We start from the raw sequence: 24,401 nt of genomic DNA, 5'->3' as shown, positions 1-24,401 counted from the left end.
CGGCGCGTTGAGGACGGCGAGGGTGCTACAGTGAAGCGCAAACAAGAGAAAGGCATCACATGGCATTCGTTTCACTCGCCATCATCGCGCTCGTGGCCTTTGCAAGCCCCTTCATCGCCTCGGCGATCCCCGGGAAACCCGTTCCCGAGACGGTCTTTTTGCTCGTGTTTGGCGCGGTGCTGGGACCCCATATGCTCGACATTATCCATGTAGATGCCGAGGTCTCGCTCGTGTCCGAGCTCGGCCTGGCCTTTTTGTTCCTGCTTGCCGGCTTTGAGATCGACCCCAAGAGCATCACGGGTGTGGAGGGGCGCTACGGCTTGGCGACGTGGGTCGTCACGTTTGGTATCGCCTGGCTTGCCGTGCGCTTTACCCCGTGGTTCTCGGTCAGTCATTTCGACGGTATCGCCGTGACGCTTGCCCTTACTTCCACGGCGCTCGGTACGCTTGTGCCCATCATGCGCGAGCGCTCGCTCACCGGCACGCGTGTGGGCGACTCGATTCTCGCGTATGGCACTTGGGGCGAGCTCGGTCCCGTGCTCGCCATGTCGGTGCTGCTGTCTGCCCGCACCGGCATCCAAACGCTTGTAATCCTTGGCTTGTTTGCGGTGGTCTGCGTGTTGCTGGCCGTGGTCCCGAGCCGCTCCAAGCGCGTCGGCAGCCGCTTCTTTGCGTTTGTCGAGGAACGCGCCGATACCACGTCGCAGACCTTCGTGCGCCTGACGGTGCTCATCCTGGTCACGCTCGTGGCGTTCTCGGCTGTCTTTGATCTCGACATCGTGTTGGGTTCTTTTGCCGCCGGCTTTGTCCTGCGCTATATCATCCCCGAGGGCAACCATACGCTCGAGACCAAGCTCGACGGCCTGGCCTACGGCTTTTTGATTCCGGTGTTCTTTACCGTATCGGGCGCAAAGATCGATCTGACGGCCGTGGCGTCGCGCCCGGGCTTGCTCGCGGGTTTTATCGTGGCGTTGCTGATTATTCGTGCCGTGCCCATTCTCATCTCTATGGGCATTTGTCCCGCGACGCGCGATGTGTCGGCGTATGGTCGCATTACCGTGGCTCTGTACTGCACCACGGCCCTGCCGATCATCGTTGCCGTGACGAGCGTTGCCGTCAACGCGGGCGCGCTGTCACAAGATATTGCGTCGGTCATGGTTGCCGCCGGTGCCATTACGGTGTTCTTGATGCCATTGCTCGCGCAGCTCTTTTACCGCGTGGTCGACGCCGCGCCGGTCGCCGCCGTGGCAGAGGTTGCCGAGCATCCATCCGATGCGTTCGACATCCTGCGTGCCCATCACGATTTGGCGAGCCTGCTCGCACGCGAGCACGAGCTGCTGACCTCGCATGGTCACGGTCGCGTATTCGAGGGCCTGCCTACGCTCGATACGATTGCCGAGCGTCTTTCCGCCGAGGCGGCGAGCGGCCACATCGATGCCCGCATCGTGGACGCTGCACACCTGCTTGCCGATAAGACCTATGGAGACGAGGTCGACCCGTCCGAGCTGACTCCGCGCGAGCGTCGCCGCCTGGAGCGCGCCAAGCTCGCCGTGCGCGAATACCGCCGCCGCATGCTGGAGCTCTATGCAAGAGAAGAAGCCGAGGACGACGACGGCAAATAACGAGATGCTTCCCTAGGGGAAGGCGCGTCCTGCTTTGAAGGCTCGGAACGGGATGCGGTTTCCGAAACGGGGGCCGTTGGGAAGCTGTGTCCCGGAATGGGCGCTCAGACTGGGATGCAGTTTCCGCAAGGAGGTCCTGGGGGAAACCGTGCCCCGTTCTGATTCGAAATGGTGGGACATAGTTTCCCTTTCAAACAGAAGAAGGCGCGCTGCCTGCGGTTGATGCAGGCAGCGCGCCTTTTGCATTGGGCTTCGTTGAGGTTCGAAATCGTGGCTTGCGACCTTTAGGAGCGGGCGGCTCTGTCGACGGGGAGCACGCGCCCGTGACATGGAAGGACATATCGCTCGCCAGGAAAACATATATGCCGTATAGCGAAGAGCGAATTAGTTCGCCATAACGCCTTCGGTCCAGGCCTCGACGTCCTCGATGCGCAGGACGTTGGCGACCTCGGCCACGCAGTCGACGCTGGCAAGCTCGGCGGCGGCAGCCTGGACGTCCTTCTCGAGCGCGCGGTGCGTCAGGAAGATGACCGAGCAGGCATCGCTGACGCCCGATTTGCCGTCCTCGACCTGGTTGATGAGCGAGATCGAGATGTTGTGCTTGGCAAAGATGTCGACCGTCTCGGACAGGGCGCCTACGCGGTCGGCGACCTTCAGGCGCACATAGTACTTGGTCTGGAGCTCGTCCATGGGCTTAAAGGCGAGGTTGTGACCATAGGGCTCAATCTCGGGCAGCGGAGCCACACCGCGGCTGATCTGCTCGGAGAGCGACAGGATATCGCCCACGACGGCGCTCGCGGTGGGGAAGGAGCCTGCGCCGGCACCGTAGAACATGGTCTCGCCCACGGCGTCGCCTACCACGTAGACAGCGTTCATGGCGCCGTTGACCTTGGCGAGCATATGGTCTGCCGGGATGAGCGTGGGATGCACGCGGACGTCGACGCCGGCGTCGGTGTTGCGTGCGATGCCCAGCAGCTTGATGGTGAAGCCGAGCTCGCGGGCCTGGGCGATGTCCTCGGCGCCGATGGTACGGATACCCTGCTGGTAGACATCGTCGGTGGTCACGCGGGTGCCAAAGCCGATGGAAGCGAGGATTGCCGTCTTGCTGGCGGCGTCGAAGCCGTCGACGTCGGCGGACGGGTCGGCCTCGGCATAGCCCTTTGCCTGGGCGTCGGCGAGCACGTCAGCGTAATCGGCGCCCTCGGCGTCCATGCGCGACAGGATGTAGTTGGTGGTGCCGTTGAGAATGCCAGCGATGGTCAGGATCTTGTTGCCCACCAGGTCGTGCTCGAGCGTGCTGACAATGGGGATGCCACCGCCGCAGCTGGCCTCGCACTTAATCTGCACGCCGCACGCGCGTGCCTTCTCGGCGAGCGTCTCGACATGACGGCCCAACAGGGCCTTGTTGGCAGAGACGACGTGCTTGCCGTTCTCGAAGGCGGTGGTGAAGATTTCGGTCGCGGGGTGCTCGCCGCCGATGAGCTCGACGACGATATCGACGGCGGGGTCGGTGACGACGTCGTGCCAGTCGCTCGTAAAGGCCTCGCGCTCAATACCGGCAGCTTCGGCCTGCTCCCAGGCAAGCGCGCAGGCGCGGGTCAGCTTAAGGTCGATGCCGTAGGCGGCCAGGTACTCATCGTGGTGGCTCTTGATCAGACGGGCCACGCCGCCGCCGACGGTTCCAAGACCGATCAGACCGACGTTCACGGTGCGCAGGGGTTCGCTCATAGATAGCTCCTTCGTGCATCTTATGGATGGATTAACCGCTTAAAGGTTGAGTGCATTCTAGCGTGAACCGAGGGCGCGTGCTCGCCAGGCAACAGGAGTCGCACAAAACGGCACCCCCGAAACGCTGCGGAAACATTGGAAACATGCTCGCTACAAACGGAACTCCGTAACAAACTGTCAACGTTTGCACCATAAGGTTTGCCCTGTACTGCAAGACGGCCGCACCGCGGCCAGCGAAAAGGGGGACACCATGTTTAGCATCAACAACGTACTTAACCGCAGGAGTTTCTTGGCTGGCGCCGCGGCGCTCGGTGGCACCGCGGTGTTCGCTGGTTGCTCGTCGGGTGGCTCGGACGGCGGCTCCGCCGATGACGGTAAGACCTTCAAGATCGGTGTCATCGGCCCTCTGACCGGCGCCGCGGCAACCTATGGCGTTTCGGCCGAGAAGGGTGCCAAGCTCGCCGCCAAGGATTTCTCGACCAAGGACCTCAAACTCTCGCTTAAGTCCGAGGATGACGTCGCTGACGGCGAGAAGGCTATCAACGCCTTCAATACCCTGTGTGACTGGGGCATGCAGGCGCTCGTCGGTCCGGTCACCACCGGTGCTGCCGTCGCTGTCTCGGGCGAGATTGCCGACGACATGCTCATGGTCACGCCCTCGGCCTCGTCTCTCGATGTCACCAAGGATAAGACCACGGTCTTTCAGGTTTGCTTCACCGATCCCACCATGGGCGCCAGCGCCGCGAAGTTCTTGGCCGAGAAGTACGCGGACGCCAAGATCGCCTTGTTTTACAACTCCGGCGATACGTACAGCTCGGGTGTTGCCGATGCCTTTGCCGAGCAGGCCAAGGAGTCCAAACTTGATATCGTCGATACCGAGACCTTTAAGGACGATTCCTCCACGAGCTTTACCAACCAGCTCACCAAGGCCAAGGAGGCCGGCGCCACGCTCATCTTTGCGCCGATCTACTACACGCCGGCGTCCGTTTTGCTCAAGAACGCCAAGGACATGGGCTACGACATGACGCTCATGGGTACCGACGGCATGGACGGCCTGCTCTCTGTGGAGGGCTTCGATACCTCTCTTGCCGAGGGCGTACTGCTCATGACCCCGTTTTCGGCTGACGATGAGAAGAACGCCGACTTCGTCAAGGCCTATAAGGATGCCTACGACGAGACGCCCAACCAGTTTGCCGCCGACGCTTACGATTGCGTCCACGCCATCGCCGAGGCTATCGATAGGGCGGGGATTGACATTTCGGCCGACGGTGCCGACATTGCCGGCGACCTTGCCAAGGCCATGCGCAAGATCAAGATCGAGGGCCTGACAGGCGAGCTGACGTGGAATGACGAGGGCCAGGTCGAAAAGCCCGCCACAGCCTATGTGATCCAGGACGGCAAGTACATCGCCGCCTAAGTGCGCATAAAGCGCGACCGGTGAGGCCGTTTTATTCAGGGCAGGGACGCCTGTAACAGAACGGAAACATTACTTTCACACAATAAAGTGGCATTACTGCATAAAGTAATAGAAATACGCAGAACTATGGATAAATGAACAAATCCAAAGAAAAGTTGAAATAATCGCCACTTTCCTTAACTAAAGCGTCTAGTATTTTGCGAACGCCGAACACGGCGAAGGATGGCCTGTCGGGTAACCGAAACCCGACGAGATTTGAGAGGAGAGCCGCATGTCGAGCCTCACCGGTAAGTCATTGAACCCTGTTATGAATCGCAGGAGCGTTATCGCGAGCGCAGCAGGTCTGGGGGCGATGTCCATTCTAGCTGGTTGCTCCTCCAACGGCGGCGACAGCGGTTCCGCTTCGAGCGACGCTTCGTTTAAGATCGGTACCATCGGCCCGCTGACCGGCGCCAACGCGTCCTACGGCAAGTCCGTTACCCAGGGTGTCGAGCTTGGCTGTAAGGATTTCTCGACCAAAGAGCTGCCGCTTGCCAGCAAGGCCGAAGATGACCAGGCCGACGGCGAGAAGGCCGTCAACGCCTTCAACACCCTGCTCGACTGGGGCATGCAGGCCCTCGTCGGTCCGACCACCACGGGTGCGTCGGTTGCCGTTGCCGCAGAGTGTGGCAACGACCCCAAGACGTTCATGATCACCCCGTCCGCGTCCTCCGAGGACGTCACCGACGGCAAGGATTGCGTCTTCCAGGTTTGCTTCACCGACCCCAACCAGGGCGTCAACGCTGCCAAGTTCCTGGCGCAGAAGTATGCGGACGAGAAGTTCGTGCTGTTCTATAACTCCGGCGACGCCTATTCTTCGGGCATCGCAGATTCTTTTAAGGCCCAGGCCGCTGAGTCCAAGCTCGAGATTGTTGACGAGGAGACCTTTAAGGACGACTCCGCCACGAGCTTTACCAACCAGCTGACCAAGGCCAAGCAGGCCGGCGCCACCATGATCTTTGCGCCGATCTACTACACGCCGGCGTCCGTCCTGCTCAAGAACGCCAAGGACATGGGCTACGACGTCAAGATGATGGGCTGCGACGGCATGGACGGCATCCTGGGCGTTGAGGGCTTCGACACCTCTCTTGCTGAGGGTCTGCTGCTCATGACCCCGTTCTCCGCCGACGACGAGAAGAACGCCGACTTCGTCAACGCTTACAAGGATAAGTACGGCGATACCCCCGACCAGTTTGCCGCCGACGCCTACGACGGCGTGCACGCGGTGGCCGAGGCCCTCAAGGAGGCCGGTCTTGGTGTCGACGCCGACCCGACCGAGGCCGCCGAGAAGCTGTCCAAGGCTATGCTCAAGATTACCGTTGACGGTCTGACCGGCAAGCTCACCTGGAACGATAAGGGCCAGGTCCAGAAGGAGCCCACGGCGTACGTCATCACCGACGGCAAGTACGTACAGGCCTAATTGGCCGCCTTACATAGAGCGGTTTTGATCCCAAGCAGGGGAGGTTTTGGCCTTCCCTGCTTGCTTGGTATCTAGGGACAGTGTAACGTCCCTGTTTCATACATTAACTGGAAACCTATTCGAAAGGGGGATGTGGAACATGACGGTCTTTATCCAATACCTGGTCAACGGCCTGTCCATGGGCAGCGTCTACGCCATCATCGCGTTGGGCTACACCATGGTCTACGGTATCGCCAAGATGCTGAACTTCGCTCACGGCGACGTTATCATGGTCGGTGCCTATGTCTCGTTCTGTGCCACGTCGTATCTCGGCCTCCCGGGCTGGGCATCTGTAATTCTTTCTTGTGTGGTCTGCACGGTTCTCGGCGTTCTCATCGAGGGTCTGGCCTATAAGCCGCTGCGCCAAGCAGGCCCGCTGGCCGTTCTGATCACGGCTATCGGCGTGTCTTACTTCCTACAGAACGCCGCGCAGCTTCTGTGGGGCGCCACGCCCAAGAACTTCACTTCGCTCGTCACCTTCCAGGTGCCGGAGTTCTTGGCCAAGTTCAACGTAAGCGCCGTCTCGCTCGTCACCATCGTCGCCTGCCTGGTTATCATGGCCGGCCTGATGTTCTTTACAGGTAAGACCAAGATGGGCAAGGCCATGCGCGCCGTGTCCGAGGACAAGGCCGCCGCTCAGCTCATGGGCATCAACGTCAACCGCACCATCTCGATGACGTTTGCCATCGGCTCGGCGCTTGCCGCCATCGCCGGCGTGCTCCTGTGCTCCTACTCGCCGGTGCTGCAGCCCACGACGGGTGCCATGCCTGGCATCAAGGCCTTCGACGCCGCCGTCTTCGGCGGCATCGGCTCCATCCCCGGTGCCTTTGTCGGTGGCATTCTCATCGGCATCATCGAGGCGATGGCGCAGGCTTACATTTCCACGAGCCTTGCCAACTCCATCGTCTTTGGTGTTCTGATCATCGTCCTGCTCGTCAAGCCTGCCGGCCTCTTGGGCAAGTACGTCCCCGAGAAGGTGTAGGTGAGCGTTATGAAGTTTCTTAAAGACAAGCAGACGCGTCACGACTTTGTTACGTACGCCATGTGCCTTGTGGCGTTCGCCATCGTGTTCTTTATGCAGTCTAACCACATGATTCCGCGCATGATCGCCGGTCAGCTGGTTCCCATTACGGCCTACATCGTCATGGCTATCTCCCTTAACCTCGTCGTCGGCATCGCGGGCGACCTGTCGCTGGGCCATGCGGGCTTTATGAGTGTCGGCGCCTACACGGGCATCGTCACCGCGGTCGCCCTCGAGAGCGCCGTTCCCTCCGATCCGGTGCGCCTGATCATCAGCATCGTGGTCGGCGCCATCGCTGCCGCTATCCTGGGCTTCTTGATTGGCATCCCGGTCCTGCGCCTGAGCGGCGACTATCTGGCTATCGTGACCCTGGCTTTTGGCGAGATTATCAAGGAGATCGTCACCTGCCTCATTGTGGGCGTCGATTCCCGCGGCCTGCATGTGATCTTTAACATCACGGGTAACTCCACGATCGATGACCTGCACCTGCTCGAGGACGGCACCGCCATCATCAAGGGCGCCCAGGGCGCCTCGGGCGTGTCGACGTACTCGACCTTCCTCGCCGGTGCCATCCTGGTCATGGTCGCACTCGTGATCGTGCTCAACCTGGTTCGCAGCCGTACCGGCCGTGCCATTATGGCCGTGCGCGACAACAAGATCGCTGCCGAGTCTGTGGGCATCTCCGTCACCGAGTACCGCATGATCGCCTTCGTGGTTTCCGCTGCCCTCGCCGGTGCTGCCGGAGCTCTCTTCGGCGGTAACTTCTCGCAGCTCTCCGCCACCAAGTTCGACTTCAACACGTCCATCCTCATCCTGGTGTTCGTGGTCCTGGGCGGTCTGGGCAATATGCGCGGCTCCGTCATCGCGGCGGCATTGCTCACGGTGCTTCCCGAGCTGCTCCGTCAGTTCTCGGACTACCGCATGCTCATCTACGCCATCGTGCTGATCTTGGTCATGATCTTTACCAACAACCCGCAGCTCAAGGCGTTCTTCGGTCGCGTCAAGGATCGCTTTGCTTCCAAGAAGGAGGTGGCAGCCGATGCCCAGTAAATTTGAGTTCAACAAGGGCAAGATGGTCCCGTATCCTTCTGGCGCCATCGTTCCCGACCGCGACCTGGGCGAGCGCCCGGCACTCGAGTGCATCCACCTGGGCATTGAGTTCGGTGGCCTTAAGGCGGTCGACGACTTTAGCCTGACTATCGGCAAGACCGAGATCGCCGGTCTGATCGGCCCCAACGGTGCCGGTAAGACCACGGTCTTCAACCTGCTCACCAAGGTGTATCAGCCCACGCACGGCACCATCCTGCTCGACGGTGAGGACACCTCGGGCAAGTCGGTCTATCAGGTCAACCGCATGGGTATTGCCCGTACCTTCCAGAACATTCGTCTGTTCAACACCATGACGGTGGAGGATAACGTTAAGGTCGGCCTGCACAACCAGGAGCGCTACTCCGGCTTTGAGGGCGTGCTGCGCCTGCCGACGTATTGGAAGCACGAGAAGGCTGCTCACGAGCGCGCCATGGAGCTGCTGTCCATCTTTGATATGGAGCATCTGGCAAACGAGCAGGCCGGATCGTTGCCTTACGGCGCTCAGCGTCGTTTGGAGATCGTCCGCGCGCTTGCCACCAACCCCAAGCTACTGCTGCTCGACGAGCCTGCCGCCGGCATGAACCCGTCCGAGACCGCGGAGCTCATGGAGAACATCGTCAAGATTCGCGACACCTTTGGCATTGCCATCATGCTTATCGAGCATGATATGTCGCTCGTTATGAACATCTGCGAGGGCATCTGCGTGCTTAACTTTGGCAAGGTTATCGCCAAGGGCACGGCAGAGGAAATCCAGAACAACGACGCCGTTATCGAGGCGTATCTGGGTAAGCAGGATAAGGGGGAGAACTAAATGGCAGAGCCGATGCTTTCCGTCTACAACATCAACGTCTGGTACGGCGCCATCCACGCCATCAAGGACATCTCCTTTAACGTTAACGAGGGCGAGATCGTGGCCTTGATTGGTGCCAACGGTGCCGGCAAGTCCACAACGCTCAAGACCATCTCGGGCCTGCTGCGCTCCAAGACCGGCTCCATCAAGTTTATGGGCGAGGACATTACCCATACGCCCGCCGACAAGCTGGTTGGTAAGGGCCTGGCTCAGGTCCCCGAGGGTCGTCGCGCCTTTTTGCAGATGACGGTTGAGGAGAACCTGGAGATGGGCGCCTATACACAGCCCAAGTCCACAATTGCTCCGGGCCTGGAGCGTGTCTACGAGCAGTTCCCGCGCCTGAAGGAGCGCCGTCGCCAGGTCGCCGGTACCCTTTCAGGTGGCGAGCAGCAGATGCTCGTTATGGGGCGCGCCCTTATGAGTAACCCCAAACTGCTTATGCTCGACGAACCTTCCATGGGTCTGGCACCGATTCTGATCGAACAGATCTTCCAGATTGTCGAGGACCTGCACAAGGCCGGCACCACGGTGCTTCTGGTCGAGCAAAACGCGCAGATGGCGCTTTCCATCGCCACACGCGGTTACGTGCTCGAGACCGGCAAGATCACCATGACCGGCACCGGCCAAGAGCTCCTGCACGACGACAACGTCCGCAAGGCCTATCTGGGCGGTTAGGCGGTTCCGCCGTTCTACCGAACGGCGGACCAGTCGACGCTGCGCGGGCGCCAGAGCGACAACTTGTCATTCAAAGAGGGCGGCATGACCAGAAGGTCTATGCCGCCCTCTTTTCATGCCAATTTGTTCGCTCTGGCGCCCGCTCGCTGTCGGTCCTCTGCCTGCGGCGTTGGAGGTAGTCGTTGGGGACGTTTTCCTTCGTCCCCACCAAATCATTTTGCTCTGTCATGCGGGTTGGTTTTTAAAGTGCGACAATGCCGTGTGGAAATAGAAATGTCATCTGGGGGTCCATCTATGCTGTACGAGTTTTGTGCCGAGAACTTTGAGCGGGTGCCGGCGGCTATCGATGCCGGTGCAAGGCGTATCGAGCTGTGCGACAACCTTGCCGTTGGTGGCACCACGCCTTCGGCCGGCGTTATCAGCGCTACGACCAACTATGCCCACGAGCACGATGCACGGGTGATGTGCATGATTCGCCCGCGTGGCGGCGACTTTCACTACAACCAGGACGAGCTGCGTATGATGGAGATGGACCTGGGCCTTGCCGTGAGCGCCGGCGTTGACGGCTTGGTCTTTGGCTGCTGCAAGCCCTGCGCTGGCGGATGGGCGCTCGACGAGCTTACGTTGGGCGCCCTCGTGATGGCCGCGGGCTGCGCGACCGAGGAATGCAAGCGTGAGCCCATCGACATCACCTTTCACATGGCGTTTGACCAGCTCTCGCCCGAGGCTCAACTCGATGCCGTCGACACACTCGCCGATTGCGGCGTTACGCGCATCCTGACGCACGGCGGCGCCGCCGGCACGCCGATCGAGGACAACCTGGAGCATCTGTCGCGTCTTATCGAGTGTGCGGGAGACCGCCTGACCATCCTTCCCGGCGGCGGCATTTCCACGGCCAACCGCGATACCGTGGCGGCGGCGCTAGGCGTCTCCGAGCTCCATGGCACCAAGATCGTGCCGCTGGAGGTATAACCCGTGGCGCTGGTATTTGACGTTCAGCAGGCGAGCGGTAAGCCCGACGATAATCGTCGCCCTGGCACCGCGTGCCCCTTTTGCGACACGGAGGGACTTGCCAATATCATCCAGCGTGATGGTGACTGCATCTGGCTCGAGAATAAGTTCAAGACCTTGCGGGCCACACGTCAGACCGTATTGATCGAGTCTGCCAATCACGACGCCGACCTGGTGACCTATGAACCGGATGAGCTGCATCATGTGATGCGGTTTGCCCTGGGCTGTTGGCAGCAGATGATCGATTCCCAACAGTACCGCAGTGTGCTCATGTACAAGAACAAAGGCCCGCTTTCGGGCGGCAGCCTCGTCCATCCACACATGCAGATTGTGGGCCTGGAACAGGAGGACGGCTATGCGGCGCTGACCTCAGCCAACTTTGAAGGCATCAGTGTCTGGCAACAGGGGAGAATCTCGGTCGACATCTCAACCGAACCGATCATGGGGTTCTTTGAGGTCAACGTTTCAGCCCCGCAGGGAATCGCCGGCAGCGATGACACGAGAGACCAAGCCGAGACGGACCTCTTCGCCGATGCGATTCAGGTAGCTCTGCGCTATATCCTGAACGAGCACCATGGTGGTCGCGCAGAGTCGTACAACCTGTTCTTCTATCACATGAGCGGCCGGACCATTGCCAAGGCGCTTCCACGTTGGGTGGTTTCACCCTACTTTGTCGGGTATCGGCTGGCTCAGGTCAATGCTGAGACCACGCTCGATGTCGATGCGGAGCGACTCCGCGCACATCTGGAGGCGCTCACATCGTAAAGTGAGCGCCCGCACACTGCGGACGGTTTAGCGCGCCATTGCATCGCGGCCGGCCTCGACGCGCTTGCGCTGGGCGGCGCGCTCCTCGCCGGTCAGACGCTCGAAGAAGTGCCCGATAAGCGAGGCGAGCACCTGCTGAAACAACGTTCCACACATGACGGGAAACACAACTTCGCCCGGAAAGTATTGCGTGGCGATGACGGCGCCCGAAGAGATATTGCGCATGCCGCAGGTAAAGCACATGGTGGTCGTTTCGCTATATGGCAGATGCAGCGCGCGGGCGACCAGAATGCCGACGACAAAGCCGCTGATGGCGAAGACCAAAATAAAGAGGGCGACTTCCAAGCGCACCGCGTTCATGTGCAGCACGTACTCGCTCATGGCGGTGGAGTTGGAGGCGATAACGCCCATCATCATGAACTTGCAGGCGGGCGAGAGCGCGGGGGAGAGTTTTTCGTGCCCCCATCCGCGCGTGAGCTCGTTGATCACGATGCCGAGCACGGCGGGGATGGCGATCATAAAGGCCATGTTCTGCATCATACTTGGCACGTCGATCGAGACGGTGGCGCCCAGCAGGAGCTTGAGCGTAAGCGGAATCGTCACAGGTGAGATGACCGAGGACGTCAGGATGATGGTGAGTGCGAGCGGGCCGTTGCCGCCGAACATGCTGATCCACATAAAAGCGGTGACTGCCACGGGCACACTGTATTCGAGCACGATGCCGCAGACAAGGTTGGGGTTGGAACCAAAGAACAACGATCCCATGGCATAGGCCGCGATGGGAATAAGCGCCGCCGAGACCAACAATGCCACAATCAGGTGCAGCGGACGGTGGAACACCTCGGCTACCTGGTGAAAGGTGTTGCTGAGCGCACCTTGGAACGTCATAAAGGCAAACAAGGTGGGAACGATGGGCTTGAGAACGCCGATCTGTTGAGGAAAGAGCACGCCGAGTGCCACGCAAATAGGAACGATGATTTGCATGTGCCCCGCGAGAAACTTGCCCAGTCCAACCCATTGCTTCATATGCTCTTGTGACTCCCTTTGCTCGTGAATCCGTTTTGACTGGATATGCTAGACGCTCACATGTGTCCGTGCGTCAGAAACGCTCGATTATTTCGAGGCTATTACCGGCATCGTTTACCGAAACCGCGGCGTGCTGCGGCGATTTGCGTCCGCGCCGCACGGTATAATAAATCCGTTCAACAGATCTGCCTGCCGAAGTGGGCATACACAGAGGACTCATCGCTATGAACCGTGAGAGGTATCGCGGCGACCTGCCCCTATCGGGGGTGGGTGCCTATGTCATCGCTTAAGACGACGCATCGCTGGGCGGTCGCTCAGCAAAACCCCGAGCTCGAAAAGGAGCTTTCGACTGGTCTGGGCATTCCCGGGCTGGTGGCGCGCATTATGGTCGCGCACGGTATTGGCTCCATCAAAGAGGGCCAATTGTTTTTGACGCCTTCGCTCGATCGCGACTGGGCCGACCCACTCATTATCCCGGGCATGTCGGTCGTTGCCGACCGCGTCGAGCGTGCTATTCGCAACCACGAGCACATTGCAGTCTTTGGCGATTTTGACGTTGACGGTATTACGTCGACCTGCCTGTTGACCGAGGCGCTGCGCACGTTTGGCGCCGATGTCACGCCGTTTATTCCGCATCGCTTTGATGAGGGCTACGGTCTTTCGCGCGCGGCGCTCGACCGCGTTAACGAGCTCGCTTGCCCCCAGCTGATCGTGACCGTCGATAACGGCATTGCCGCCAAGGAAGAGGTTTCCTATCTGGAGAGCCTGGGGATCGATTTGGTGGTCACGGACCATCACGAGCCCTCCGACCAGGTGCCGCAGGGTGTGCCCCTGACCGACCCCAAGCTCGAGGACGAGGGCCCCTCGCGTGAGCTTGCCGGTGCTGGTGTGGCGCTCAAGCTGGTGCAAGTCCTGGGTGAGCGCCTGGGCAAGCCGTCGTATTGGCGTTCGCTAATCGAGGTCGCGGCGCTGGGCACCGTGTCCGACATGATGCCGCTCACGCCCGAGAACCGCGCGCTGGTTGCCGAGGGCATCCAGCAGATGCGCGTAACCGCTCGCCCCGGCTATATCGCGCTTGCCGCGCTCGCCAAGGCGGACCTTTCGAGCATTACGGCGGATGGCCTGTCATTCTCGCTCATTCCCCGCTTAAACGCTGCCGGTCGCATGGCCGATCCCAAGCTGGCGCTCGACCTGCTGCTTGCCCGCGATCCCATCGAAGCAAGCGCACTGGCGGCTGAGCTCGAGGAAATCAACCGCCAGCGCCGTGAGATCGAGGCGGAGCTCACGCGCGATGCCATGGCAAAGGTCGAGGAGACCTATGACGGCGGACGCGCGATCGTCGTGGGCGGCGAAGGCTGGCACGAGGGCGTCAAGGGCATCGTGGCAAGCCGTCTGACCAACCGCTACCACGTGCCGGCGCTGCTGTTCTCGATCGAGGACGGTATCGCGCGCGGCTCTGGTCGCTCGGTGGGCAAAGTTAACCTGTTTGACGCCATCGAGCGCTGTTCCGACCTGATGATTCGTCGCGGCGGACATGCCGGTGCGGTGGGTGTGACCATCGAGGCATCCAAGCTCGATGAGTTCCGCCGTCGCCTTTCAGCTGTGTTGTCCGAGCTTCCCGCCGAGGACTTTGAGGACACCGACGAGGTTGCCGCCACGGTCGACCTTTCCGAATTGAATATCGAGACCATCGAGCAGATTTCCCGCCTTGAGCCGTTTGGCCAGGGTAATAAGGTGCCGCTGCTGGCTGCCGAGGGCGTGACGATGTGTGATCGCGCCGTGGTGGGTAAGACCGGCGAGCACATGCGCTTCGTGGCGACGGATGGCGCCGCGAGTGTGTCGGCCATCATGTTTCGTGTACCGCAGATCGACAAGCTTATCAATTGCGACAGCGCCGTCGACTTGGTGTTCGAGGCCGTTGCCGAGCATTGGCAGGGTCGTGTGAAGCCCAAGCTCATGGTCAAGGATGTTCTGGTCCGCGATACCACGCTGCCCAGCGTCGACGATCCGGCATGCGAGCTTCGTCGTGGCGTGCAGCCGGCGGATTCCGGCCTGCGCCTGGAGTCGCGCAAGCGCGAGACGCTCGCCCAGCTTTCTTATACCGAGCTGACACGCTCGCTTATCCATAGCTTTATCGGCTCGAACCAGCCGCACCGCGCGCAGGTCGAGGCGCTCGATGCCCTGGCCGATCACCAAAGTGTTCTGGCCGTTATGGGAACGGGGCGCGGCAAGTCGCTCATCTTCCATGTGCATGCCGCGCGCGAGGCGGTCCTTCGCGGGCGTGCGAGCATCTTTGTCTATCCGCTGCGTGCGCTCGTTGCCGACCAGGCCTATCACCTCTCGTCGACGATGGCAGCGCTTGGCATTGGCGTTGGCGTGCTGACCGGCGAGACCGTGGAGGCCGCACGCGATGACGTGTTCGCCGGCCTAGCTTCGGGCCGCACCGGTATCGTGCTCACGACGCCCGAGTTCCTGTCTATCCATCGTGACCGCTTCGCGCGTTCGGGCCGCATCGGCTTTGTCGTTATCGATGAGGCACACCACGCCGGCCTTGCCAAGGGCGGCGACCGCAGCGCCTATCTTGACATGCCCGATATCCTCAAAGCCCTGGGCGACCCGGTCGTTATGGCTGCGACGGCCACCGCGACGGCTCCGGTCGTGGCCGAGCTTGCCCGCATGCTGCCGATCACTCGCACGGTGGTCGACGAGACGGTGCGCGAGAACCTGCAGCTCGAGGACGACCGCGATCTTGCAAGTCGCGAGAACCGTTTGGTGTCGATTGTGGCGACGGGGGAAAAGACCGTCATCTACGTCAATTCGCGCGACCAGTCCGTGGCGCTCGCCAAGACGTTGCGCAAGCGTGTGCCCGATTGCGCAACCCATATCGCGTTCTATAACGCGGGGCTTGCGCGTTCCGATCGCCGTCGCGTGGAGGAAGCATTCCGAGACGGCAGCCTCAGCTGCATCGTCTCGACATCTGCCTTTGGCGAGGGCGTCAACCTGCCCGATATCCGCCATGTTGTGCTCTACCACATGCCGTTTGGCGCCATCGAGTTCAACCAGATGAGCGGCCGTGCCGGCCGCGATGGCCAGCCCGCCGTGATCCATCTGCTCTATTCGTCGCGCGACGCCCGCATTAACGAGCGCCTGCTCGACTGCTATGCGCCCGAGCGCGACGAGCTCGTCACGCTCTATCGCGCGCTGCAGACCATGTGGCGCTCCAACCGCGGCAAGACCGGGGACGATTCCTTTAGCGCGAGCGATATCGACATCGCGCAGATGTGCCTTGCCATCGATGCTCGCACGCCGGTCGACGAGCGTTCGGTGGAAAGCGGCCTGGGAATCTTCGAAGAGCTTGGTTTCTGTCGAGTTTCGGGGTTTGACGACACCCGTCGCATCGCGATGGCCGAAAACCCCGGCCGCGTTCAATTGAGCAGGTCAATTCGCTATTTGGAGGGCTTGCGCTCGCGCATGGAGTTCTCGGCTTTCCGGAGCTGGGCGCTCGATTCGTGCGCTTCTGATATGCTAGCCAAAGTTAACCGCCCGATCGTACCGCGGGCCTAGGGGAAGGGGACCTCGATGGATGCCGCAGCCCGTACCGCCCATGATTCCACCCTCCAGCCGTTTTCGGAGATGGAGCACTATAAGCATGCCGATGAGCTGCCGCCCGAGATTATGGCGGACAGCTACGACAAGCTGGAGCGTCTGTGCCTCAAATATATGAATGAGGATGACTTCTCCAAGGTTGAGCAGGCCTACTGCTTTGCCGCCGAGAAGCACTGCAACCAAAAGCGCCGCTCGGGCGAGATGTACATTAACCATCCCGTCGAGGTTGCCATCATTTTGGCCGATCTCAAGATGGACTGCGATGTGGTGTGTGCCGCGCTACTGCACGATACCGTCGAGGATACCGAGACTTCGCTCACCGATGTTTCCGGCCTGTTTGGCGATACGGTGGCCGAGCTCGTCGATGGCGTGACCAAGCTCACCAACATCGAAGTCGACAGCATGGACGAGAAGCAGGCGCTCACGCTGCGCAAGATGTTCCTCGCCATGTCCAAGGACATTCGCGTCATCATCGTTAAACTTGCCGACCGTCTGCACAACATGCGAACGCTGGCAGCCCTGCGCGAGGATCGTCGCCTGTTTAAGGCTCGTGAGACCATGGACGTGTACGCGCCCTTGGCCGACCGCCTGGGCATGAGCTCTATTAAGTGGGAGCTCGAGGACCTGTCCTTCTTCTACCTGGAGCCCGATGCCTACCAGCGCATCGCGCGCATGGTGGCGGAGTCGCGCGAAGTCCGTGAGCGCTATCTGGCCGAGACCATCAAGACGCTCACCGACGAACTCAACCGCATTGGCCTGGAGGACTTCCAGATCAACGGCCGTTCCAAGCACTATTGGTCCATCTACCAAAAGATGAAGCGCAAGGGCAAGGAGTTCTCCGAGATCTACGACCTGGTGGCGCTGCGCGTAATTACCCATTCGGTGCGCGATTGCTACTCCACGCTCGGTGCGGTGCATACGCTGTGGCACCCCATGCCTGGTCGCTTTAAAGACTATATCGCCATGCCCAAGGTCAATAACTACCAGTCGCTCCACACGACGGTCATCGGCCCCACGGCTCGTCCGCTCGAGATTCAGATTCGAACCTACGAGATGCATGAGCAGGCCGAGTACGGCATTGCCGCCCACTGGCTATATAAGAAGTCGGGCGGATCGTCTGCTTCCAAGACCAATGACGCTCAACGTTTGGACGACCAGATCAACTGGCTCAAGCATTCGCTCGATTGGGCGGCTTCCGACGAGATCACCGATGCCAAGGAATACCTGCACTCGCTGAAGGTCGATCTGTTCGATCAGGAGATTTTTGTCTTCACGCCCAAAGGCGAGGTCATGGCGCTTCGTGCCGGTTCCACGCCGCTCGACTTTGCCTATGCCGTTCACACCGAGGTGGGAAACCATTGCGTCGGCGCCAAAATCAACGGTGCGGTGGCTCCGCTCACGCACGAGATCAAGACGGGCGACCGCGTTGAAATCCTGACCAACAAGAGTTCCAAGCCGTCGCGTGATTGGCTCAAGATCGTTAAGACGCCTTCGGCCAAGTCAAAGATCCGCCGCTATTTTGCCGCCGCGACCAAGGACGACGACGCTGCTGCTGGTCGCGATATGCTGGCCAAGGACCTGCGTAAGCGTGGCTATGGCATTTCTACGCCGCGTTCGACGCGTGCACTCAACGCCGTGGCGGAGCAGTTTAACTTCAAGCAGCTCGAGGACCTGTTTGCCGCCGTCGGCGCCGGCAAGGTTGCCCCGCGCGCTGTGGGCAATAAGGTCGAGCAAATCTTGGACCCCAAGCCCGAGGAACAGCTCACCAAGGCCGAGGCTATCGCCGAGGTCGTGAAGCAGCCCGCTCGCGGCTCCAACCGCAAGCCGCAAAAGCGCGGCAAGAGCGCCAGTAACGGCATTATCGTCAAGGGCGAGAGCAACAGCGGCCTGCTGGTCCGTCTGGCTCATTGCTGCAACCCCGTGACGGGCGACGACATCGTCGGCTTCATCACGCGCGGTCGTGGCGTTTCGGTGCATCGCGCCAACTGCCCTAACGTCAAGGGTCTTATGGAACATCCCGAGCGCATGATCGATGTGGAGTGGGACGGCGCTGCCGACACCCTCTTCCAGGTCGAGATCGTGGTCGAGTGCCTGGACCGCATGGGTCTGCTCAAGGACGTCACCATTGCCATTGGCGATGCGGGCGGCAATATCCTTTCTGCCGCCACGTCGACCAACCGCGAGGGTATTGCGACCTTGCGCTTTATGGTCGAAATTTCGGATGCGAGCGGTCTGGATCCGCTGCTGGCTTCCATCAGCAGTGTCGATTCGGTCTACGACGCTCGCCGTCTTATGCCCGGCGAGGGCGGAGCGCAACTCAAGCGCCGTGTGTAGGTGCGAGAGCCTCTCAGCATCATAGATATTGGTTACGTTCGAGGCATCGTTTGGTGCCTCGAGCGTATTTTAGAAGGAGGGTATGCGCATGGACGATATGACTTTGGACCTGACACCCCGAGGCACGGCTTCGATTGAGGCGCTCGTCAACGGCCCGATTCAGACCAACAGCTACGCCGTGATTTCGAATGACGAGTGCTTAATCGTCGATCCGGCGTGGGAGGGCGAGCGTCTTGTGGAGCATATCCGCACCGCGCATCCCGAGGTGCGTGTACTCGGCTCTGTCTGCACGCACGGTCATGCCGACCATGTTGGCGGGGTTGCCGGGGTTCGGGCTGTCGTTGGCGACGGCGCACTATATGAGTTGTGCGCTAAGGATGTGACGGTACCTCGCGCAAATATCGAGGAGCAGCGCGCCATGTGGGGTATCGAGACGCCCGATCCGGGTGAGCCGACGCGTTTGCTTGCCAAGGGCGATACAATCGAGGTGGGCGACGTCTGCCTGCAGGTGATCGAGACGCCGGGGCATACGCCGGGCGGCATCGTCCTGTTCGCCGCGACCGAGCAGGGGAACATCGCCTTTGTGGGCGACACGCTTTTCCCGGGCAGCCACGGTCGTACCGATCTTTCCGGCGGTGACGAGGCGGCGATTATGCGCTCGCTCTCCAAACTTGCCAAGATGCTTCCGCCCGATACCGTTTGCTTGACGGGCCATGGCGATTCGACCACGATGGCGCGCGAACTTATGCAGAACCCGTTTATGCAGATGTAGGCTCGAAGCCGTCTTTCGAACCACGAAGACCGCTCAATCGTCAAGCTATTTTCCCCAGTGGGTCGATTCTGTGGGGCAAACGGTCAAAATTTGTCCAATCGGATGGTATTCGTGAACAAACGAACGTTTATGCTCGGGTATGTCGTGGTAAAATCTCAGGCGTTATCGGAGCAACCTTACAGGAGGTTTCTTTTATGCTCGTCAACGCAGCAGACATGCTCAAGAAGGCCGAGGCCGGCAAGTACGGTCTCGGTGCCTTCAACACCAACAACCTCGAGTGGACCCTGGCTATTCTCCAGGCCGCCGAGGAGGCCAAGTCTCCGCTGATCCTTCAGTGCACCGCTGGTGCCGCTAAGTGGATGGGCGGTTTCAAGGTCTGCGCCGACATGGTCAAGGCTGCCGTCGAGGCCACGGGCGTTACCGTTCCCGTCGCCCTTCACCTCGATCACGGTTCTTACGAGGACTGCTTCAAGTGCATCGAGGCCGGCTTCACGTCCATCATGTATGACGGCTCTCACGAGGAGACCTTCCAGCTTAACCTCGACCGCACCAAGGAGCTCGTTGAGCTTGCCCACTCCAAGGGCATGTCCATCGAGGCCGAGGTCGGCGGCATCGGCGGCACCGAGGACGGCGTGACCTCCAGCGGCGAGCTCGCTGATCCTGCTGAGTGCAAGCAGATTGCTGACCTGGGCGTCGACTTCCTCGCCTGCGGTATCGGCAACATCCACGGCGTGTATCCCGCCGACTGGGCTGGCCTTTCCTTCGAGCGTCTGGGCGAGATCAAGGCCGAGACCGGCGACCTGCCCCTCGTTCTGCACGGTGGCACCGGCATCCCCGAGGATCAGATCAAGAAGGCCATCTCCCTGGGTATCTCCAAGATCAACGTCAACACCGACCTGCAGCTCGTCTTCGCCAAGGGTGTTCGCGAGTACATCGAGGCTGGCAAGGATCAGCAGGGCAAGGGCTTCGACCCCCGCAAGCTCCTCAAGCCTGGTCGCGACAACATCGTTGCCCGCACCAAGGAGCTCATGGAGGAGTTTGGCTCCGTCAACAAGGCGTAAGCGTCGCTAAACTTCCCGCCGGAAGCCCCGTCTCCCTACACTGTTTCCTTTGCGCTCACCTGGCTTCGCCAGAAGTCGCGCCAAGGAAACAGTTCCGGGGGACGGGGCTTCCTTCGTTTAACGCCGCAGGGTTACTGGGCTGAATTCATTTTTTTTGACTACCGTTCGGCGGTGTTGATGGCTCCCTTGTTGGGGCTTTCTTTTTATCTCGCTACAATGGGCTTCAAGCGTTCTAGTGACTTGGAGTTTTGGTATGGCTGTTATTAATGTGCTGCCTTCGGATGGGAAGGTCATTGACGAGGGTCCTGTTGGTTGCTCTGTTGATGTTTGCTGTGATGATTTCCGTCATCTCGATATTGGACTGCCGCCCGAGATTCTTCGTCTCAAGGATGCCGGATATTTGACGCAGGCTGTTGCGGCTTGTGATCGTCTTTTGGGGCAGAATCCCGATCCCTCGCTTGCTGCCTGCGTTCGTGCCGAGCGGTATCGCATGCTTGAGACGCCGCTTCATTTTTCGGTGTCGCGCGATCGGGCTATTGCGATGATTCGCGAGGAGTGGCCTGAGTTTACCGAGGAGCAGTTTGACGATCTGATTGACCGTAAGCGTATTGACTGGCGCTTTATCGATGGTGAGCTGTTCGTTCTCGACAACTTCCTCGATTCGCTTCGCGTATATCCCAAAGAGGTCCCCGGCATGCGTCCCGATTCTACGGACGGAATAGCACTGCGCAACGAGATGCTCAAGGAGATGGAGTCGCAAAACGGATTGACTCGCGTTATTACGCTTAAGGCGTCCTTGTCTGTCCCCGGCGCTCTAGAGGGGGAGACCGTTCGCGCTTGGCTACCCGTTGCCGCCGCCTGTCGTCAACAGTCTCATATCGAGGTTCTCGATATGACGCCGGAGGGTGCTGTTGCTCCCGCGAACGCTTCGGCGCGTACCGCCTCGTGGTCTTCTTCGAGTGATCGCTCATTCTCGGTGACCTATCGCTATCAAATCAATGCCGCTTATCGCGATATTTATGGGGGTGCGCTTCCGTCGCATCCGTGTATGGACGCGCCGTTGCCCGAAGATATTTCTGAGGACCGTCCGCACATTGCATTCACGCCGTATCTGCAGCAGCTGACGGCCGGTGTTGTTGACGGACTCGAGGATCCGCTCGATCGCGCTCGTGCTATCTATGATTATCTGACGCAGCATATCGACTATCGCTATCAGCCGCCGTACTTGCTTTTGGGATCTATTGCCGATGACTGCGCGCATTCGCTCCGCGGCGATTGCGGCGTTATGGCGCTCACGTTTATCACCATGTGCCGTATCGCGGGCGTGCCTGCCCGTTGGCAGAGCGGCCTGTACGTTGCGCCCGATTCGGTGGGGTCGCACGACTGGGCAGAGTTCTATACGCCGCAGACCGGTTGGCTCAACGCCGACGTGTCATTTGGATCTTCTGCTCGCAGGATGGGGGAGGAGTGGCGCCGCCGTCACTACTTTGGCAATCTCGACCCGTGGCGTATGGTGGCCAACAATCGATTCCAGGCAGGGTTTGACCCCTCTTTCGACGGCATGCGCGAGGACCCTTACGATAACCAGATGGGCGAGGCTTCGGTCGACGGTCGCGGATGCCGTCAGCGCGAGATGCTCCGCACGGTCGAACTCATCGAAATGCTCGAAGTTCCATTTTCGGACTAATCGCTAGAAAGCTGTGATAAACTAACTCACGCATTACGTGCCCGAGTGGCGGAATTGGCAGACGCAGTGGACTCAAAATCCACCGTTGGCAACAACGTGCGAGTTCGAGTCTCGCCTCGGGCACCATACATGCAAGCGAGCGTTCAAGGGGGTTGCGGCCCCCTTTTTCGTGCCGAACTCGCGTGAGCGCGCGAAGCGTTAAGCAAACAGGCCTGTGGCCTGTTTGTAGCGGAGCGTGGCGAGGGCGCCGCGCGCCCGAAGCCCGGGGCTTCGCGAAGCGAAGGCCCTTCGAGTCTCGCCTCGGGCACCATACATGTACCTGCGCTTTGAGGGGGTTGTGGCCCCTTTTTCGTGTACGTAATGTGATAATGCGCTGTACGTGTTATTATTCGCAAGGCGTTGTTCCCACAATGCCCTAAAGAGGAACCCGAGGGCTCCCACCTTTTGGCGCCAATGAGCAGCTGACTGGTCATACAACTTAGATTCCCTTCCTCAAATCGAGGAAGTCTATGTGTACGACCTGGTTGCTGAGAAGCGCCGGGTTATTTTTTATGAATGGAGGTAGGGAAAATAGCTAAGTCTGATGACACCCGCATCAACGACGAGATTACTGCATCTTCGTGCCGTTTGATTGGCGTCGATGGCTCTCAGCTCGGCCTGTTCGCCATCCGCGATGCCCAGCGCGTCGCCGACGATCAGGGTCTCGACCTGGTCGAGATCGCTCCCAACGCGGAGCCGCCGGTCTGCAAGGTCATGGACTACGGTAAGTTCAAGTACCAGCAGGCCATGAAGGCCAAGGCTGCTCGTAAGAACCAGTCCAAGGTCGAGGTCAAGGAAATGAAGTTCCGACCCAAGATCGACGTTGGCGACTACGAGACCAAGAAGGGCCACGTTCTGCGTTTCCTCAAGAAGGGCGCACGCGTTAAGATCACCATCATGTTCCGCGGCCGTGAGATGGCTCACCCGGAGCAGGGCCTTAACGTTCTCGAGCGTCTCGCCGAGGATCTCAAGCCTTACGCTACGGTCGAGTCCAAGCCTAAGATGGAAGGCCGTAACATGCTTATGCTGCTCGCCCCGATTAAGGGCGCCTTCGATGAGGATAAAGCGGCTAAGTGATACCAAGTAACTAGTGTTCTGTAACCGATTAAGGAGTATTTCATGCCTAAGATGAAGTCCCACAGCGGCACCAAAAAGCGTTTCCGCAAGACTGGTACCGGCAAGCTTATGCGCGCCAAGGCTTTCAAGAGCCACATCCTGAGCAAGAAGTCCACCAAGCGTAAGCGTGGCTTCCGTCAGGAGACCGAGATCGCCGCTGCCGACCGCAAGGTCATCAAGTCGCGTCTCGCCTAAGTTCGCGTTCCCGTTTTTCGTTTTACCGTCTAGGAGTTGATAGAACATGGCACGTATTAAGCGCGCTGTTGCCGCCAAGAAGAAGCGCCGTACCGTTATGCACCGTGCGAAGGGTTACTACGGTGCCGCTTCGCGTACTTACAAGCATGCTAAAGAGCAGGTCCAGCACTCCCTGCAGTATCAGTATCGTGATCGCCGCAACAAGAAGCGCGAGATCCGTTCTCTCTGGATCACTCGTATCAACGCTGCTGCTCGCCTGAACGACATCTCTTACTCTCAGTTCATGCACGGCCTGAAGGTTGCCGGCATCGAGCTCGACCGCAAGGTCCTGGCCCAGATGGCTTACGAGGACATCGAGTCCTTCAACGAGCTGGCTACCATCGCCAAGAAGGCTCTCGAGGCCTAATAGATTCTCTTGAATCGCTAGGGGAGTGTCGCGTTGTGCGCGGCGCTCCCTCTTTTTATCTGAAGCGCTGGTTTATATAGCAAAAGCGCGGGTAGATAGACACTTACAGGTGACCGATCTTTATATATCTCTTAACCGAAGGGTCATCATCTGATACGTGCAGTATTTCTGCACCAGCCTTTCTATTACTTATATAGGAAGCGATGTATTGTGTAGGACTTGTGAAGAGTGGAATTCCCGCCCCCGGCGCCCCTCCGGTCTGGCAATATATCTCCTTGCCGCGCGGCCCGGTGGAACCGGATCAGCCGCGGGGCGTGCACCTTGAGAACCGGATACTGCGAGGATGGACACATTGAGTGTCGCATCCGGGCAGACATCGAACCATTTGAAATGGTCTAACTTGGATTTGTTTTTCGCAAGGCCGCCGAGAGGCGGCCCCGAGAAATTCCTTTTCCTATACTAAAACCATATGAATCGAACGGA

Annotated in this window: 19 protein-coding genes and 1 tRNA gene; 18 read left to right on the top strand and 2 right to left on the bottom strand. The window is 59.8% G+C overall.

Features of this window, described 5'->3' with window-relative positions; all coding sequences use genetic code 11:
• Positions 1 to 59 precede the first annotated feature (59 nt).
• On the top strand, positions 60 to 1,622 hold the full coding sequence (locus tag GDJ93_RS07870; protein ID WP_152068369.1) for a cation:proton antiporter domain-containing protein: 1,563 nt from the start codon (positions 60 to 62) through the stop codon (positions 1,620 to 1,622).
• Between the two features lie 384 nt (positions 1,623 to 2,006).
• Here GDJ93_RS07870 and GDJ93_RS07865 read toward each other — a convergent pair whose 3' ends face one another.
• The gene (locus tag GDJ93_RS07865; protein ID WP_152068368.1) at positions 2,007 to 3,350 is read right to left on the bottom strand and encodes a homoserine dehydrogenase; all 1,344 of its coding nucleotides are present in this window, start codon (positions 3,348 to 3,350) and stop codon (positions 2,007 to 2,009) included.
• A 250-nt stretch (positions 3,351 to 3,600) separates the two neighbouring features.
• On the opposite strand from GDJ93_RS07865, the gene GDJ93_RS07860 reads away from it, so the two are divergent.
• The 8 genes from GDJ93_RS07860 (at position 3,601) to GDJ93_RS07825 (ending at position 11,676) form a co-directional block, all read left to right on the top strand.
• The gene (locus GDJ93_RS07860; RefSeq protein WP_152068367.1) at positions 3,601 to 4,767 is read left to right on the top strand and encodes an ABC transporter substrate-binding protein; all 1,167 of its coding nucleotides are present in this window, start codon (positions 3,601 to 3,603) and stop codon (positions 4,765 to 4,767) included.
• A gap of 271 nt (positions 4,768 to 5,038) precedes the next feature.
• The gene (locus tag GDJ93_RS07855; protein ID WP_138375195.1) at positions 5,039 to 6,226 is read left to right on the top strand and encodes an ABC transporter substrate-binding protein; all 1,188 of its coding nucleotides are present in this window, start codon (positions 5,039 to 5,041) and stop codon (positions 6,224 to 6,226) included.
• A gap of 139 nt (positions 6,227 to 6,365) precedes the next feature.
• Complete coding sequence (locus GDJ93_RS07850; protein ID WP_117582912.1) at positions 6,366 to 7,247, top strand: branched-chain amino acid ABC transporter permease; 882 nt, start codon at positions 6,366 to 6,368, stop codon at positions 7,245 to 7,247.
• A gap of 9 nt (positions 7,248 to 7,256) precedes the next feature.
• Positions 7,257 to 8,336, top strand: a complete 1,080-nt coding sequence (locus tag GDJ93_RS07845) for a branched-chain amino acid ABC transporter permease (RefSeq protein WP_117821257.1) — start codon at positions 7,257 to 7,259, stop codon at positions 8,334 to 8,336.
• Positions 8,326 to 9,186: an ABC transporter ATP-binding protein gene (locus tag GDJ93_RS07840; protein ID WP_055287178.1), complete on the top strand. Its 861-nt coding sequence runs from the start codon at positions 8,326 to 8,328 to the stop codon at positions 9,184 to 9,186. The genes GDJ93_RS07845 and GDJ93_RS07840 overlap by 11 nt, the downstream gene beginning before the upstream one ends.
• Complete coding sequence (locus GDJ93_RS07835) at positions 9,187 to 9,900, top strand: ABC transporter ATP-binding protein (RefSeq protein WP_226812547.1); 714 nt, start codon at positions 9,187 to 9,189, stop codon at positions 9,898 to 9,900. It abuts the gene before it with no gap.
• A 294-nt stretch (positions 9,901 to 10,194) separates the two neighbouring features.
• Positions 10,195 to 10,872 carry a copper homeostasis protein CutC gene (locus GDJ93_RS07830; protein WP_152068366.1) on the top strand — a complete coding sequence of 226 codons (678 nt, stop codon included), beginning with the start codon at positions 10,195 to 10,197 and terminating at the stop codon, positions 10,870 to 10,872.
• A 3-nt stretch (positions 10,873 to 10,875) separates the two neighbouring features.
• Positions 10,876 to 11,676 carry a DUF4931 domain-containing protein gene (locus GDJ93_RS07825; protein WP_152068365.1) on the top strand — a complete coding sequence of 267 codons (801 nt, stop codon included), beginning with the start codon at positions 10,876 to 10,878 and terminating at the stop codon, positions 11,674 to 11,676.
• Positions 11,677 to 11,703: 27 nt separating this feature from the next.
• On the opposite strand, the gene GDJ93_RS07820 is transcribed toward GDJ93_RS07825, so the two are convergent.
• Entirely contained in the window at positions 11,704 to 12,702 is a 999-nt protein-coding gene (locus GDJ93_RS07820; RefSeq protein ID WP_152068364.1) for a bile acid:sodium symporter family protein, read from the bottom strand.
• A 276-nt stretch (positions 12,703 to 12,978) separates the two neighbouring features.
• Here GDJ93_RS07820 and recJ point away from each other — a divergent pair, with 276 nt between their 5' ends.
• From recJ to rplT, 9 genes are all read left to right on the top strand, one after another.
• On the top strand, positions 12,979 to 16,266 hold the full coding sequence (gene recJ / locus GDJ93_RS07815; protein WP_152068363.1) for a single-stranded-DNA-specific exonuclease RecJ: 3,288 nt from the start codon (positions 12,979 to 12,981) through the stop codon (positions 16,264 to 16,266).
• A gap of 15 nt (positions 16,267 to 16,281) precedes the next feature.
• Positions 16,282 to 18,642, top strand: a complete 2,361-nt coding sequence (locus GDJ93_RS07810) for a RelA/SpoT family protein (protein WP_117758813.1) — start codon at positions 16,282 to 16,284, stop codon at positions 18,640 to 18,642.
• Positions 18,643 to 18,730: 88 nt separating this feature from the next.
• Positions 18,731 to 19,414, top strand: a complete 684-nt coding sequence (locus GDJ93_RS07805; RefSeq protein WP_152068362.1) for an MBL fold metallo-hydrolase — start codon at positions 18,731 to 18,733, stop codon at positions 19,412 to 19,414.
• A 194-nt stretch (positions 19,415 to 19,608) separates the two neighbouring features.
• A complete protein-coding gene (fba, locus tag GDJ93_RS07800) occupies positions 19,609 to 20,475 on the top strand; it encodes a class II fructose-1,6-bisphosphate aldolase (protein WP_117638198.1) in 867 nt (288 codons plus the stop codon).
• Positions 20,476 to 20,728: 253 nt separating this feature from the next.
• The gene (locus tag GDJ93_RS07795) at positions 20,729 to 22,162 is read left to right on the top strand and encodes a transglutaminase-like domain-containing protein (protein ID WP_152068361.1); all 1,434 of its coding nucleotides are present in this window, start codon (positions 20,729 to 20,731) and stop codon (positions 22,160 to 22,162) included.
• A 39-nt stretch (positions 22,163 to 22,201) separates the two neighbouring features.
• Positions 22,202 to 22,288: transfer RNA gene (locus tag GDJ93_RS07790), tRNA-Leu, on the top strand.
• A 429-nt stretch (positions 22,289 to 22,717) separates the two neighbouring features.
• A complete protein-coding gene (gene infC, locus GDJ93_RS07785) occupies positions 22,718 to 23,278 on the top strand; it encodes a translation initiation factor IF-3 (RefSeq protein ID WP_152068360.1) in 561 nt (186 codons plus the stop codon).
• A gap of 42 nt (positions 23,279 to 23,320) precedes the next feature.
• A complete protein-coding gene (gene rpmI / locus GDJ93_RS07780) occupies positions 23,321 to 23,512 on the top strand; it encodes a 50S ribosomal protein L35 (RefSeq protein WP_006234422.1) in 192 nt (63 codons plus the stop codon).
• 46 nt (positions 23,513 to 23,558) lie between these two features.
• Positions 23,559 to 23,918 carry a 50S ribosomal protein L20 gene (gene rplT / locus GDJ93_RS07775; protein WP_006234421.1) on the top strand — a complete coding sequence of 120 codons (360 nt, stop codon included), beginning with the start codon at positions 23,559 to 23,561 and terminating at the stop codon, positions 23,916 to 23,918.
• Positions 23,919 to 24,401: the final 483 nt, after the last annotated feature.

Origin of the sequence: Collinsella aerofaciens (genome assembly GCF_902501475.1) — a bacterium.
GTDB classification, from domain to species: Bacteria; Actinomycetota; Coriobacteriia; order Coriobacteriales; family Coriobacteriaceae; genus Collinsella; species Collinsella aerofaciens_AL.
The sequence above is the reverse complement of the archived record's forward strand: the minus strand, read 5'-3'. Positions and strand labels throughout refer to the sequence as shown.

Excerpts from the sequence above, each read along its gene's own strand:
- GDJ93_RS07870 (WP_152068369.1), top strand. The coding sequence starts at position 60 with ATGGCATTCGTTTCACTCGCCATCATCGCGCTCGTGGCCTTTGCAAGC.
- GDJ93_RS07865 (WP_152068368.1), bottom strand. The coding sequence starts at position 3,350 with ATGAGCGAACCCCTGCGCACCGTGAACGTCGGTCTGATCGGTCTTGGA.
- GDJ93_RS07860 (WP_152068367.1), top strand. The coding sequence starts at position 3,601 with ATGTTTAGCATCAACAACGTACTTAACCGCAGGAGTTTCTTGGCTGGC.
- GDJ93_RS07855 (WP_138375195.1), top strand. The coding sequence starts at position 5,039 with ATGTCGAGCCTCACCGGTAAGTCATTGAACCCTGTTATGAATCGCAGG.
- GDJ93_RS07850 (WP_117582912.1), top strand. The coding sequence starts at position 6,366 with ATGACGGTCTTTATCCAATACCTGGTCAACGGCCTGTCCATGGGCAGC.
- GDJ93_RS07845 (WP_117821257.1), top strand. The coding sequence starts at position 7,257 with ATGAAGTTTCTTAAAGACAAGCAGACGCGTCACGACTTTGTTACGTAC.
- GDJ93_RS07840 (WP_055287178.1), top strand. The coding sequence starts at position 8,326 with ATGCCCAGTAAATTTGAGTTCAACAAGGGCAAGATGGTCCCGTATCCT.
- GDJ93_RS07835 (WP_226812547.1), top strand. The coding sequence starts at position 9,187 with ATGGCAGAGCCGATGCTTTCCGTCTACAACATCAACGTCTGGTACGGC.
- GDJ93_RS07830 (WP_152068366.1), top strand. The coding sequence starts at position 10,195 with ATGCTGTACGAGTTTTGTGCCGAGAACTTTGAGCGGGTGCCGGCGGCT.
- GDJ93_RS07820 (WP_152068364.1), bottom strand. The coding sequence starts at position 12,702 with ATGAAGCAATGGGTTGGACTGGGCAAGTTTCTCGCGGGGCACATGCAA.
- recJ (WP_152068363.1), top strand. The coding sequence starts at position 12,979 with ATGTCATCGCTTAAGACGACGCATCGCTGGGCGGTCGCTCAGCAAAAC.
- GDJ93_RS07810 (WP_117758813.1), top strand. The coding sequence starts at position 16,282 with ATGGATGCCGCAGCCCGTACCGCCCATGATTCCACCCTCCAGCCGTTT.
- GDJ93_RS07805 (WP_152068362.1), top strand. The coding sequence starts at position 18,731 with ATGGACGATATGACTTTGGACCTGACACCCCGAGGCACGGCTTCGATT.
- fba (WP_117638198.1), top strand. The coding sequence starts at position 19,609 with ATGCTCGTCAACGCAGCAGACATGCTCAAGAAGGCCGAGGCCGGCAAG.
- GDJ93_RS07795 (WP_152068361.1), top strand. The coding sequence starts at position 20,729 with ATGGCTGTTATTAATGTGCTGCCTTCGGATGGGAAGGTCATTGACGAG.
- infC (WP_152068360.1), top strand. The coding sequence starts at position 22,718 with ATGGAGGTAGGGAAAATAGCTAAGTCTGATGACACCCGCATCAACGAC.
- rpmI (WP_006234422.1), top strand. The coding sequence starts at position 23,321 with ATGCCTAAGATGAAGTCCCACAGCGGCACCAAAAAGCGTTTCCGCAAG.
- rplT (WP_006234421.1), top strand. The coding sequence starts at position 23,559 with ATGGCACGTATTAAGCGCGCTGTTGCCGCCAAGAAGAAGCGCCGTACC.